At 63.4% G+C, this 13,282-nt stretch carries 13 protein-coding genes; 11 read left to right on the top strand and 2 right to left on the bottom strand.

Going from position 1 to position 13,282, the window contains the following annotated elements:
* The first annotated feature begins 127 nt into the window (after positions 1-127).
* The 6 genes from VII69_01305 to ribH are packed head-to-tail and all read left to right on the top strand — an operon-like array spanning position 128 to position 5,653.
* Positions 128-751: a phosphoribosyltransferase family protein gene (locus tag VII69_01305; GenBank protein HEY5093735.1), complete on the top strand. Its 624-nt coding sequence runs from the start codon at positions 128-130 to the stop codon at positions 749-751.
* 40 nt (positions 752-791) lie between these two features.
* Positions 792-1,919, top strand: coding sequence for a bifunctional diaminohydroxyphosphoribosylaminopyrimidine deaminase/5-amino-6-(5-phosphoribosylamino)uracil reductase RibD (gene ribD / locus VII69_01300; protein HEY5093734.1), 1,128 nt, complete (start codon positions 792-794; stop codon positions 1,917-1,919).
* A gap of 1 nt (position 1,920) precedes the next feature.
* The gene (locus VII69_01295; protein HEY5093733.1) at positions 1,921-3,321 is read left to right on the top strand and encodes a serine hydrolase domain-containing protein; all 1,401 of its coding nucleotides are present in this window, start codon (positions 1,921-1,923) and stop codon (positions 3,319-3,321) included.
* Positions 3,322-3,360: 39 nt separating this feature from the next.
* The gene (locus VII69_01290; protein HEY5093732.1) at positions 3,361-3,942 is read left to right on the top strand and encodes a riboflavin synthase; all 582 of its coding nucleotides are present in this window, start codon (positions 3,361-3,363) and stop codon (positions 3,940-3,942) included.
* 2 nt (positions 3,943-3,944) lie between these two features.
* On the top strand, positions 3,945-5,159 hold the full coding sequence (locus tag VII69_01285; protein HEY5093731.1) for a bifunctional 3,4-dihydroxy-2-butanone-4-phosphate synthase/GTP cyclohydrolase II: 1,215 nt from the start codon (positions 3,945-3,947) through the stop codon (positions 5,157-5,159).
* The gene (gene ribH / locus VII69_01280) at positions 5,156-5,653 is read left to right on the top strand and encodes a 6,7-dimethyl-8-ribityllumazine synthase (GenBank protein ID HEY5093730.1); all 498 of its coding nucleotides are present in this window, start codon (positions 5,156-5,158) and stop codon (positions 5,651-5,653) included. Before VII69_01285 ends, ribH begins: the two co-directional genes overlap by 4 nt.
* Here ribH and VII69_01275 read toward each other — a convergent pair.
* Positions 5,643-5,990 carry a helix-turn-helix domain-containing protein gene (locus VII69_01275; GenBank protein ID HEY5093729.1) on the bottom strand — a complete coding sequence of 116 codons (348 nt, stop codon included), beginning with the start codon at positions 5,988-5,990 and terminating at the stop codon, positions 5,643-5,645. The genes ribH and VII69_01275 overlap by 11 nt on opposite strands.
* A 153-nt stretch (positions 5,991-6,143) precedes the next feature.
* Here VII69_01275 and VII69_01270 point away from each other — a divergent pair, with 153 nt between their 5' ends.
* Positions 6,144-6,584, top strand: coding sequence for a DUF5069 domain-containing protein (locus VII69_01270; protein HEY5093728.1), 441 nt, complete (start codon positions 6,144-6,146; stop codon positions 6,582-6,584).
* 37 nt (positions 6,585-6,621) lie between these two features.
* On the opposite strand, the gene VII69_01265 is transcribed toward VII69_01270, so the two are convergent.
* Positions 6,622-8,037 carry an MFS transporter gene (locus tag VII69_01265; protein HEY5093727.1) on the bottom strand — a complete coding sequence of 472 codons (1,416 nt, stop codon included), beginning with the start codon at positions 8,035-8,037 and terminating at the stop codon, positions 6,622-6,624.
* A 119-nt stretch (positions 8,038-8,156) separates the two neighbouring features.
* On the opposite strand from VII69_01265, the gene VII69_01260 reads away from it, so the two are divergent.
* From VII69_01260 to VII69_01245, 4 genes are all read left to right on the top strand, one after another.
* Positions 8,157-9,512 carry a M48 family metalloprotease gene (locus VII69_01260; protein HEY5093726.1) on the top strand — a complete coding sequence of 452 codons (1,356 nt, stop codon included), beginning with the start codon at positions 8,157-8,159 and terminating at the stop codon, positions 9,510-9,512.
* A 94-nt stretch (positions 9,513-9,606) separates the two neighbouring features.
* Positions 9,607-10,920, top strand: coding sequence for an aspartate aminotransferase family protein (locus VII69_01255; GenBank protein HEY5093725.1), 1,314 nt, complete (start codon positions 9,607-9,609; stop codon positions 10,918-10,920).
* The gene (mtnA, locus tag VII69_01250) at positions 10,911-11,984 is read left to right on the top strand and encodes an S-methyl-5-thioribose-1-phosphate isomerase (protein HEY5093724.1); all 1,074 of its coding nucleotides are present in this window, start codon (positions 10,911-10,913) and stop codon (positions 11,982-11,984) included. Before VII69_01255 ends, mtnA begins: the two co-directional genes overlap by 10 nt.
* The gene (locus VII69_01245; GenBank protein HEY5093723.1) at positions 11,981-13,048 is read left to right on the top strand and encodes a hypothetical protein; all 1,068 of its coding nucleotides are present in this window, start codon (positions 11,981-11,983) and stop codon (positions 13,046-13,048) included. Before mtnA ends, VII69_01245 begins: the two co-directional genes overlap by 4 nt.
* The last annotated feature ends 234 nt before the right edge of the window (positions 13,049-13,282 follow it).

Raw genomic sequence — 13,282 nt, 5'->3', positions numbered from 1 at the left:
CTCGATGTAGATCTCCTCAGTAGGAGGGTGAGCAACGCTCACCCATGGGCAAGCGATGCTTGCCCTCCTACAAAAAATGGGGCCACCGATGCTTGCCCACCTACATTAGCTTCGTGAATAATCCCCAATGTTCGGCTGGTTATTCGACTTCGTCGCTCCGGCGCGCTGTGCCGCGTGTGAAGCGCACGGCGCCGCCATTTGCGCATCGTGCGCGAATGCGTTCGCCGATCTCGCACCGGTGACTCGGGCGCCGCGTGACGGAGCGCCCACTGTCATCGCACTCGGCCCGTACGCCGGTCGTCTCGCGCGCGCAGTCCGAACCATCAAGTTCGGCGGCCGCCGCGCCGCCGCGCTTCATCTCGGCGCCCAACTTGCAGCCACGCTGAGCGCGCCGGCGGACATCGTCACTGCCGTGCCGCTCCACGCCTCGAGAATGCGCGAGCGTGGTTTCAATCAAGCGGCGCTGATCGCCGGAGCGATCGCAAAATCCCTTGCGCTGCCATTGCTTTCAGATGCGCTGCGCCGGACGGTCAACACTCGTGCGCAGAGCACGCTCGCGCTCGATCAGCGGCGATCGAACATGCTGCGCGCGTTTGCACCAGGGCCTCAAGCCGAACGATTGTGGGATCAGCGCGTGCTTCTTGTCGACGACGTCGTCACTACAGGGGCCACGCTCGCGGCGTGCGCCGCCGCTATCCGCGGCTGCCGGCCGCGCGACATCATAGGTTGCGCGCTGGCCCTGCGCATCTGACCAAGGCCCGCGCATCCATCCCGGCAAACATAAAGCCGCTATGGACGAAGCTCTCCACATGCGCCGCGCCCTCGAACTCGCCGCAAAAGCGCGAGGCAACACGAGTCCGAACCCCATGGTCGGCGCCGTCATACTAGGTGCCGACGGACATCCAGCGGGCGAAGGCTATCACGATCAAGCGGGATCGCGGCATGCTGAGGTGATGGCGCTCGAACATGCCGGCGAAAAAGCGCGCGGCGGCACGCTATACATCACGCTCGAGCCGTGCGATCATGAGGGCCGCACGCCTCCGTGCACGCAAGCCATCGTTTCCGCGGGCATCCTGCGCGTGGTCGTCGCCGCGGAGGACGCGGATTCTCGTGTGCGCGGTCGAGGCATCGCGAAGCTGCGCGCAGCCGGCGTCCAAGTGGACGTGGGGCTCGGGCGCGCGGAGGCGGCCGAACTCAACGTCGCCTACACGCATCATCGCACGACGGGCCGGTCGTTCGTCAGTCTGAAGATGGCGGCGAGCCTCGACGGGGCCGTCGCACCGCGCGCCGGCGTCCGTCACCGGCTGACGGGAACGAAGGCATTCGAGTTCGTCAACGAATTGCGATACACGCACGATGCAGTCTTAGTGGGCGTCCATACGGCGATCGTCGACGATCCGAGACTCACCGTGCGGCCGCCGCGACCTCGCGCGGTGCCGTATCTTCGCATCGTGACGGATGATCGGGGGCACTTGCCGCTCGACGGTCATCTCGTTCGCGACGCTGCCACGACGCCGACGCTCGTGGTCACGACCGCGGCGATGCCGGCGGACCGTCGAGAAGCGCTGACGGAACATGGGGTAGAATTCTTGGTTTGCCACGCGACAGCCGAGGGCTACGTGGATCTCGGGGCGATGCTGACCGCCCTCGGCGAACGCGGCATCATCAGCATCTTGTGCGAGGGTGGACCCACGATCGCCGCCGCCATGCTTGCGGGTGCGCACGTCGGTCGGGTCTACTGGCTCGTAGCACCCGAAATTCTCGGCTCCGCCACGCTGGCACCCGCGATCGCAACAGCCACGAGGACGCCGACCCGGACGGGATTGCGCATCGACTCCATCGCCATGCTCGGACTTGATTTGTTGGTGACTGCCACGCCGACGAAAACTGCGCCGATTCACGCAGACGGGAGCAATTGAGATGCAAGCGGTCGTGCTCGCCCTGACGCTGCTCGCGGCTATGCCCGTGACGCAGCCGGTGTTCGGATCCGATTCGCAACGGCGCGTGGATGCGCTCGTTCACGCGACGATGATGCACCAACATCTGCCGGGATTGTCGATCGCGATCGCGCGGCGGGGTCACGTGCTCTACGCGCGCGGATACGGCTTCCGCGACTTTGCGAAGCAAATTCCCGCAGATACGACCACGGTCTACAACATAGCATCCAATTCCAAACAATTCACCGCCGCCTCAATCATGCTCTTACAACAGGAAGGCAAACTCAATCTCGACGACAAGTTGAGCCGCTACCTGCCGGAGTTCGCCCATGGCGCGCAGATAACGCTTAGCGAACTGCTCACCCACACATCCGGCATTCCAGACTACGTCGACCTCAACGATCTTCCGCATCGCGCCACAGCGAAACAATTCGCCGATCTCGTGCGCGCCGCGCCGCTCGACTTCCCGCCCGGTTCTCGCTTCGAGTACTCGAACACGAATTACATGATTCTCGGGTTGATCGTCGAGCAGGTCAGCGGCACGTCGTATTCCAGCTTCGTATCCCGGCGCATCTTCGATCCGCTGAAAATGACCAACGCGTCCACGCGCGTGATTCCGGCGTCGCAGCCGGACGGCGCGCTCGGTTACACCTACGACGGCAATATCGTGCTCGCGCCGCAGACGCCCGACGATCTCGGTTATGGCGACGGCACGGTGAACGCCTCGGTGCTCGACCTCGTGAAATGGGATGCCGGCTTGGACGACGGCCATGTTGTCGATGCCGCATCGTGGCAAGCGATGACCCACTCGCCGTTGCGCGTGGGCTACGGACCGCGCGGAGGCTACGGCTTTGGTCTCGATCTCTCCACTCTCTACGGGCATCGAGAGGTCTCGCACGAAGGATTCAACGTCGGCTTCGCAAGCGTGAACGCCACGTTTCCCGACGACGGCATTGAAATCGTCGCACTGAGCAACGGCGACCCATTTGACGAAGATCTCTTCGTGAAGCGGCTGTTCGCGATGCTCGTTTCGCCAACTGCAGAACAGCTAGCCGCCGACCTGCGATCCGCGCCGGGTGAAGACGCCGCCATCACGTCCGCCACCAAACGCCTGCTCGCGCAAATGTGTGCGGGCCACATCGAGCCCCGTATGATCACACCCAAACTAACATCAGTGCTGACGCCGGCGGTCGCGCGCCAAACCTGCATCGGCGCCGGCGCGACTGCGTCGCCCGAACGGTTCGTGTACCGCGGTTGGCAGTATCGTCACGGCACTAAGATCTATTCTTACGAAGCTTTCTACGCAGGCTCGGTCGTCGCGATCGACGTCAGCGTGGCGTCCGCGCACAAGATCGCGTCGATCGATATCGCGCGCGAGGACTGAACATGACCGGCCGAAAGGACTGACGACATCTTCACCGGATTGATCCGCGCACTCGGCGCCGTAGTGGATGTCCAACGCCGCGACGGCGGCGTGCGCCTGTCGGTCGACGCGGCCGGGCTCAAGGAGACGCCTACACCGGGCGACAGTGTCGCCGTCAATGGAGTCTGCCTCACCATGGCGGCACACAACAGCACCGTGCTCGACTTTGACGTCATTCCGGAGACGCTCGCGCGCAGCAATCTGGGAGAACTCACTGCCGGAGCCCATGTCAATCTCGAATTGAGCCTGAAAGTCGGAGAAAGGTTGGACGGGCATCTCGTCTACGGCCACATCGACGCGACCACGATCATCGTTCGCATCGAGCCCGAAGGGCAGGGGGTTCGCATGTGGTGCGCAATCCCACCGGCGCTTGCGCCTCTCGTGTGCGAGAAAGGCTATGTCGCGCTCGACGGCATCAGCCTTACCGTTGCGGCGGTGGAAGAAGCCGGTTTTGCGGTGGCGCTCATCCCCGAAACGCTAAAACGCACAACGCTGGGGCGGAAACGCACGGGAGATGTGTTGAACATAGAAGCCGACCCGGTCGCCCGCTACGTGGCGGCCGTCCTACGGAATCGCAACTGAATATGCCCCTCAGCCCGATCGAAGACGCGATCGCCGACATCCGCGCCGGCAAGATGGTCATCGTCATGGACGATGAAGACCGCGAGAATGAAGGCGACCTCACCATGGCCGCGCAGATGATCACGCCCGACGCGGTCAACTTCATGACCAAATATGGCCGCGGACTCATTTGCGTGTCGATCATCGGTAAGCGCCTCGACGAACTGCACATCCCCATGATGGTCAACGAGAACACCTCTCGGTTCGAGACGGCGTTCACCGTTTCGATCGAGGCTCGCGGGCGCACCACCACCGGCATCTCCGCGTTCGACCGCGCCGCCACCGTCGCCGCGCTGCTCGATCCGGCATCGACGGCGGCCGACTTCGTGAGTCCGGGCCACACATTCCCGTTACGCGCTCGCGAAGGCGGCGTGCTCGTGCGTGCCGGCCAGACCGAGGCGGCGGTCGATCTTGCGCGCCTTGCCGGGCTCTATCCCGCCGGCGTGATCTGCGAGATACTCGATGACGATGGATCGATGATGCGCCGGCCCGCGCTCGAGGGATTCGGCGCACGGCACGGCCTGAAACTCGCCACGGTGAAAGATCTGATCGCGTATCGCATGCGGCACGAGAAGCTCGTGAAGCGCATCGCCGAATTCGACCTGCCCACGATCCACGGCGCGTTCCGCGGGTTCGGTTACGAGTCGATGCTCGACGGTGCGTGTCACGTCGCGCTCGTCATGGGCGAGATCGGCGACGGCAAAGATGTCCTCGTGCGCGTGCACTCCGAATGCCTCACCGGCGATGCGCTCGGCAGCAAACGTTGCGACTGCGCGGCGCAGCGCGATGCAGCACTGGCCATCATCGCGCACCGCAAGCGCGGCGTGTTCTTATATCTGCACCAAGAAGGCCGCGGGATCGGCCTTGCGAACAAGCTGCGGGCGTATGAGTTGCAGGACAGCGGCGCCGATACGGTCGAGGCCAATCTCAAACTCGGCTTGCCCGTCGATAAGCGCGAATACGGGATCGGGTCGCAGATACTGCACGATCTCGGCGTGCGCGAGATGAAGATCATCACGAACAATCCGCGCAAGATCATCGGCCTGGAAGGCTACGGCCTCACCATGGCTGGACGCGTGCCGCTCGTGATGGATCGCGACGAGTTCAACTCAGGATACTTGAGGACCAAAGAAGAAAAGCTTGGCCATCTCCTGGCCGAAGCCGACCGGACGAAGTGAAGCGGCGCTTTGCCATCGTCCGGGCGCGCTTCAACGAACCGATCACGTCGGCGTTGCTCGACGGCGCGCTGCGCGGATTTTCCGAAGCCGCAGGCGATGAGGCGAAGGTGGACGTCGCGCAGGTGCCGGGCGCCTTCGAGTTGCCGGTCGCCGCGAAATGGCTCGCGGAATCGGGCGACTACGACGCGGTGGTGTGTTTAGGATGCGTCATCCGCGGTGAAACGCCGCATTTCGACTACGTAGCCGGCGCAGCAGCGCGTGGCATCGCGCGGATTGCACTTGAGACCGGCGTTCCGGTGATCTTCGGCGTGCTCACCACCGACACGGTGGCGCAGGCATGGGCCCGCGCGGGCAAAAAAAAGCGCGGCACGAAGTCGCACACGAAAGCGGATCCCGGCGGGGGGAATAAAGGCTACGAGGCCGCGCTTGCCGCTCTAGCGATGGCCGAACTAAAAGGAGCGCTTCGCAAGCGCCCATCCCGCGTCAAGCGCTGATAAGTTCGTGGCGGGCCATCAGCTCGTCCGCATGCGCCGCCGACCACTCCTTCAATTGTTGCACGATCGGCAAGAAGCTACGGCCGAGCTCCGTGAGTTCATATTCCACCCGCGGCGGCACTTCGGCGAAGACGGTGCGCAACAGGAAGCCGTTCCTTTCGAGGTCGCGAAGTTGGCGCGTTAATACCTTCGCTGTGACCCCGTCGAGGACGCGTTGGATCTGGCCGAAGCGACGTGCGCCGTCGCTGAGCGCGATGAACACAAGGATCTTCCATTTGTCGCCCATGAGCGCGATGGTGCGCTGCACCGGGCAGGTCAGCTGTGTTTCGTAACTCACGGACGCCTCACTATCTTATTAGATACTAGAGCACTTTCGAAATACTACTTTATTTATTCCTCCAACTAGTATACAATGACGCTGTAACAAAGTATAGCCTACTTACAGATAATAAGACGTACGTAGGTGTTCTCGAAAGGATCATATCTGATAATGGATCTCACAAAGACTGTCCCGCGCAGCGTAAAGGATCTCTCCCTAGCCGGCATCGTCATGCTGGCCCGGACGACCGACAAAGCGCGCGCGTCGGCCGCCGGCACCGTCGGCGAATATCACTACAATTGCGGCATGGATCAAAAGGTGCTGGCATTCGTCGGCGTCGACCATGAGGAATTCGCCAAGCTCGCTTCGTCAAACGACGATGCCAAGCTCCTGGCCATACTTCGCGAGCGCTTTCTGAAGAAGTCGCCCGCCGAGATCGCCGCCTACAATGAGGACTACTTGAAGCTGTCGCCCGACAAAGGCTCCGACAGCGAGAAGTACTTCCTCGACCTCCGCGCTAAAGTCGCGCCCGACCGGACGGACGTCACGACGTGGCCCGACCTGCTCGATCTCGATGAAAACCGCTCCGTGCCCCGCAAGGTCGCTGCGTAACAATCCAACCAGTCTGCGCGCGATTTCGCGCAACGATCTACGGTGACAGCGACTCCAGCCGTCGGCCTCTCGTCAAAGGGCCGATGGCTGCTACTATCCCGCCTGCGACGGCCATTGCGACTGCGATGAACTCAAACGCCGCGCGTGGGCCGAATCCGGCCAGAATCGCGCCGATCCAAAAGCCGACGAAAACCGCGCTCAGTCTGCTCCATGCATAGACAAATCCCACCGCCTGCGCGCGGATGCGCGTCGGATAGAGTTCGGCTTGGTATGCGTGGAACGCGCACGAGAACCAGTTGTTCGCAAGCGTCAGAGCGAGGCCGGTGCAGACGATGGCCCACGGAACGCGCATGGCTGCGAATGACAAACCGAGCACCGCGCTCGCCGCGGCCAGGGCCACGATCTGCCATTTTCGTTCGCTACGCTCCGCCGCGCGCATCGCGATAAGCGGTCCGACCGGCGCCGCGAGCGCGATCAAGAATACGTATTGCAGCGAGTGGACGAAACTCACGCCTTCGTTGAACAGCAATATCGTCACCCACGAAGCAAAGCCGTAGAAACCGATCGTCTGGAAAAAGTTGAAGACCACCAACATCGCGCTGCGGCTGCGATAGCCTGCGCTCCACATCTCACGCCACCATCCAAGCGATGCGGTGACCGGCGCGATGGAAGCCTCTGTCGCGAGAGTCGGCAATTGCGACTGGTCGCTCGCCAACGCACCGCCGGCGAACATCTCGACGCGCGCAAGCTCACGCAGGGCGTCGCCGACGCGCCCGCGCACGGCTAGCCACCGCGGCGACTCGGGCAGCCCGCGAATTATCGGCCAGACGGTCAGCGCGCCCACACCACCGGCGAGAGCGACCACGCGCCAGCCTTCCAAGCCGAACCAAGAATGAGGAACGAGCCACTGGGCGATGAACGCGACCACCGGCACCGCGGTGAACGTGATCGCTTGGCTGACGGCGATCGCGCGACCGCGCACCTGCGGCGGCGTGAGCTCGCTGATGTACGCGTCGATGGTGATCAGTTGGACGCCGATGCCCAAGCCTGCGAACAGCCGTAGAACATCGACTGCGAGCGCTGTCGACGCAAGCGCCATGGCGACGGTGAAAGCGGAGTACCACGTGAGCGACCAGCCAAATGCAGCTCGCCGTCCAAACCGATCGGACACCCATCCGAACAACATCGTTCCGAGGAACATCCCGGTGAAGCCGGCGCCGGCAAAGACCGGAATGCCGTCGGGTCCGAATCCTGTGGCTGTGAACAGACCGGAATGCACCATGCCGAGCGCGATGTACGTCAGCATGAACAGATCGTATGCTTCGAAAAAACCGCCGACCGAAATGCGCGCGACGAGTCCGTAGAGTCGGCGGCCGATCGGCAGCGCGTCGAGCCGCGCCGCGACGGCGGCGGCCGTCTGGATCGAAGTCATGCGGCGAAGCTTTACGGGCACGCAGCGCATTTCATCTTATGTCGGAGGGCAAGCTCGTACTAGGGCAAGCTTGTACTAGGGCAAGCATCGCTTGCCCATTCTTGGAGGGAAGCGGACCGCGCATGCCAACGGGGACTGCAATGACTCCCGAATCGCTCTTCAAAGGGCCAGAATCGCTGCGCTGGCGCAGCGAGCATCGCGCGCTGTGGCTGACGCTCATCTTCGCGCCCACGACGGTCGGCCTCGTGGGCTTCGTGCTGCGCGAACAGCTCACCGGTCAGCAAATCGCCTTTTTCATCGTCGCCGCGATGGTCTACGTGTCGGTCGCTCGCGGGCGGCTGCTCGGCACAAGCATTCGCCTGCACGAACGGCAGCTACCCGCCGTCTACGCCGTCGCCGCCCGGTGCGCGCGCGATCTTGGCATGCGAATGCCGAACATCTTCGTTCGCGAGGACCAGTACACGTGCGTCACCTCCATGGGATTGGGTGAACCATATTCGATCGTCATCTCAAGCACGTGGCTACCCCATCTCGACGATGATGAGCTGGCATTCCTCATCGGCCGCGAGCTCGGCCACATCGCGGCCGGCCACTCGCGCATCACGTCGCTTTTCAGCGCGTCCGGCAGAGAGAATCCGTTCGTATCGATCGTCTTCGGCGCGTGGCTGCGGCGAACCGAATACACCGCGGACCGCGTCGGTTTGCTGTGCTGCGGTTCCATTGAAGCCGCATCGCGTGCCGTGTTCACGTGCGCGTTCCATCAGGTCTCGAAGAAAGTCGACTACACGGCGTTCATAGATCAACGCGTCGAATTGCAGTCGGATCCGACTCTCAGACTCGGTGAGCTTCTCGGGCAAGAACCGTATGCGACTAACCGCCTTCGCGAGCTGGAGACATTTGCCGCGACGCCGCTCTACGGTTCGTGGCGCGCGCGGTTGGCTGCTCAGCGCGAATCCGCTCTGAACGCCGACCTGGCCACTGTGCAACCGGCGCGAGGCACGCGAGTTGACAAAGAGGCGCTTGCAGGCAATTGGCTTCGCGCCGCGGCCTTTGGATTGGATTGGATCATCGTCAGCGCGATCGTCAGCTCCGGCAAAGTGCTCAAAGTGGACGTCAGCGGCACGTCCGGCGGGAAGCACGTCGCGACGTCCGACATGGGCGCGTTGTCGCTGCAGCAATATGGAGTCGACTGGCTGAATTCGCATCTGCCGCTTTTCCAGTCGGCGCTTCCGGATGCTGTCGGCTTTGCGTGCGTGTTCTTATACGCGGCGGTGCTCGTGGCGCTCGTCGGACGTACGTTCGGCATGATGGTGCTCGGCTTGCGCGTGGTGCGCCCGGACTATCGCCGCGTGGGAGCGGGCCGCGCCGCGTGGCGTTATCTCGTCACGTTCTTTTCACTCGCTATGGTCCTGCCCGCGATCGGCTACTTGTGGCGGCCCTCTTTTCAGGACCGGATCACCGGCACGCGCGTCGTACGAGGTTCGTTCGCGCCGTAACCGCCGAGGTGGCCCTCGCCGGAGACGCGAAACCCGAAGTTCCGGTCGCGACCGGAAACGTTGAACTTCGAAACAAGTTAGGGGATGATCCGACATGGCCACGGTGTCCGCCGGCCGCAACGCAGCCCGCAAAGCGCGGTATCTCATGGAGTGCCAGCGGACCTACTTCCGCGAGCCGCTCACCCTCGTGTCCGGCCGCGGCGCCTACGTCACGGACGATGCGGGTCGACAGTATCTGGATTTCTTCGCGGGCATTGCTGTGCTGCTCGTCGGCCACTCGCATCCGAAAGTTAACGCAGCCGTTCACGATCAAATCGACAAGCTGACGCACACCTCCACGCTCTATCTCACCGAGCCGATGCTCGATCTCGCCGAGCGGATCGTCGAAGCCGCACCGGCAGGGTTGGACAAAGTCTTCTTCGGCAATTCCGGCACGGAAGCCAACGAGGTCGCGGCGGCCCTCGCGCGCCACTTCACCGGCGCGAAGGATTTCATCGCACTCGACCACGCCTATCATGGCCGGTCGATGTGGACGATCGGCGTGAGCGGTCTGGCCGCCTATCGCAATTTCGGCGCCGAACCACAACATGTCGCATTCGCGCCCAATGCGTACTGTTATCGCTGCCCGCTGCAGTTGACCTATCCATCGTGCGGCATCGCATGCGCAAAGGCCATCGAGGATGTCATCGCAACGCAGACTTCCGGCGGCGTGGCCGCGTTCTACGCCGAAACCATTCAAGGCGTCGGCGGCATCATCACCCCGCCGCCCGAATACTACACCGTCGTCAAAGAGATACTCGACCGGCACGGCATCCTCTTCATCGCCGACGAGGTGCAGACCGCGTGGGGCCGGCTCGGCCGCAGCATGTTCGGCATCAGCGACTGGGGCGTTACCCCAGACATCGTGACCTCCGCAAAGGGGCTCGGCAACGGTTTTCCGATCTCGATCGTGATCGCCCGGCGCGAAGTGGCCGACGCGTATAAAGGACCGCACATCAACACGTTCGGCGGCAATCCGGTTTCGGCGCGCGCCGCGCTGGCCACGCTCGAGATCGTCGAAGAAGACGGACTTGCGGCCAACGCTCAGCGGATGGGTGCGCGGCTCATGGATGGCCTGAGAGAGCTCGCGCTTCGACGTCCGCTGATCGGCGACGTGCGTGGCCGCGGTCTGATGATCGGGGTGGAACTCGTTCGGGATCGCGCCACTAAGGAACCGGCGGGCGCCGCCACAGAAGCAGTGGTCGATGCGTGCCGCGACGCGGGGCTGCTGGTCGGACGCGGGGGCGTCCACGGCAGCGTGATCCGCATCCAACCGCCGCTCATCATCACGAGTGCGCAAGTAGACGACGCACTCGCCATGTTCGACACGGCGTTGGCGGCCGCCGAACTGGTCTATCCGTGCGCGTAGCACCGCCCCACATTGAATACGTCGGCGGCATCCTCCAGATCATAGACCAGACACTTTTACCCGGCGAAACAGTTGTGATCAAGCTGCGCACCGTGCCGAAGCTGATCGAGGCGATTCGAGCGCTGCGCATTCGCGGCGCGCCGGCCATCGGCATCGCAGGCGCCTACGGCATGTGCATCGGCGCAAAGGCCGCGAGCGGCGTCGCGCGCAACGCAGATGATTTCTTCAAGGCGTTGGATGAAGCAGGAGCCGCGCTTTCGGCAGCGAGGCCGACGGCCGTCAACCTCTCATGGGCCGTCGCGAAGATCGTGCAGCACGCGCGCGAACGGAGCGACGCGGGCGAAAGTCTCATCCGAGTGGTGACTTCAATGGAAGAGTTTGCCCGCGCCATCCACGCCGACGATATCGCCACTTGCCGTTTGATCGGCGACGCCGGCGCCGCGCTGCTCTCGAGCGGTTCCGTCGTGCTCACGCACTGCAACACCGGTACGCTGGCCACCGGCGGTTACGGCACCGCTCTCGGCATCGTCCGCTCGGCGTGGCGCATGGGTGTGCTGAAGAACGTGCTCGTCGGCGAGACGAGGCCGCTTCTCCAAGGCGCGCGATTGACCGTATGGGAGCTCGGCCGCGACGGCATACCCTACACGCTGATCACCGACTCGATGGCCGCGCATTTCATGCAGCGAGGCGAGGTGAACGCTGTGGTCGTCGGCGCCGACCGCATCGCCCGCAACGGCGACTTCGCCAACAAGATCGGCACGTATGGGCTGGCCGTCCTGGCAAATGCTCATTCGATACCACTCTACGTCGCGGCGCCGCGTTCGACATTCGATAGCGCCATCGCGTCGGGCGACGAGATCAACCTGGAGCAGCGGAACCCGATCGAAGTGCTCGAGTTCGCCGGCGTGCGGGTCGCGCCGGCAGGCGCAAGCGCTTTTAATCCTGCGTTTGATGTGACGCCCGGAAAACTCGTGACCGCGTTTGTGATGGAATCGGGCGTTTTGCGGCCGCCGTACGCGCAGTCCATCGCTTCCTTCGAATTCGCGCAGGTCGCCCCGGCGTGAGCCCGGCGAAGAAGCCGGCAGCGGCCGCGAGACGAGGCGCGAAAATCGGCTACTATGCCTTCATCGACGCGCCGCCGGATCCGCTGCCGCCGCTCATCGTCATCGCCGGCAAGGAACATCTCTTAGCCGCGGACGTTCTACACGTGATCCTCGAACACGCAGTGCCGGACGAATCGACGCGGGCGCTCAACGTCGACGCTGTGGACGGAACCGACAGTGCCGGGGTCGGCGAAATCGCCGCGAAGGCGCGAGCATTGCCTTTTCTTGCCGAACGGCGCGTGGTCATCGTGCGCGGCACCATCGATCTCAAGGCCGACGACCGGCGTAGCTTGGCGGCGGCGTGCGCGGATCTGCCCGAACATGCGGTGATCATCGTCGACCATTCAGGTACGCCGCTTCGACCACAAGGCCGCAAACCGGCCGAGGAAGCATTGGAGTTGGCGGCGTGTACGGCCGGCGGCATCGTGGTCGAGTGCAACTTGGACGCCAAAGCCTGCGAACGATTCATCAACGAGGTGGCCGCGACGGCGGGCGTGCAGGTCAGCGCGGAAGCGCGTGCGACGCTTGCGTTATCCGAGAGCGCGGCTGAAATACGGAGCGTGATCGAGCGTCTGGCGCTGACGGCCGACGGCAAGAAGATAACGCTCGAGATGGTAAAGGGCGCGATACAATCCTTCGATGACGTCAAGCTGTGGGATTTCACGGCGGCCGTGCATGAAGGAGACGCCGACTTGGCGCTCCGGCTGCTGCGTGATGTGCTCGCCAAACCAGACGACGTCGTTGGACCGCTGTTTGCGCTTGCGGCCGACGCGATCGCGATCTGGGAGCTGAAGTTTTCCACCAGTCAGGCATACGCGGCCGCCTCCGGCCAGAACGCGTGGAGGCTCGGCAAGCTGCACGACGCGGCGCGCTCGCTCACACCCGAAAATGCCGGCAGAGCCGTCACGCTGACCGCGCGCGCGCTCGATCACCTTTTCAGCGGACGTCGAGAAGGCGGCGTTTTGCTGGACGAAGTCGTTGTGCGCCTGTGCGATATGCGTCGCGCACGCGCATCCCATTCGTAATCGACGTCGTCTATGTAGACGGGCGAGCTGTACGAGGGCGAGCTGTACGAGGGCGAGCATCGCTCGCCCAAAAAAAAATCGGGGCAAGCGATGCTTGCCCTAGTACTAGGGTGAGCGACGCTCACCCATCAGGACAAGCGACGCTTGCCCTAGTACTAGGGTGAGCAACGCTCACCCATCAGGACAAGCGACGCTTGCCCTAGTACTAGGGTGAGCAACGCTCACCCATCAGGA

It is taken from the genome of Candidatus Eremiobacteraceae bacterium, assembly GCA_036511855.1.
Classification (GTDB): Bacteria; Vulcanimicrobiota; Vulcanimicrobiia; order Eremiobacterales; family Eremiobacteraceae; genus JABCYQ01.
This window is presented reverse-complemented; position numbering and strand designations above follow the sequence as displayed.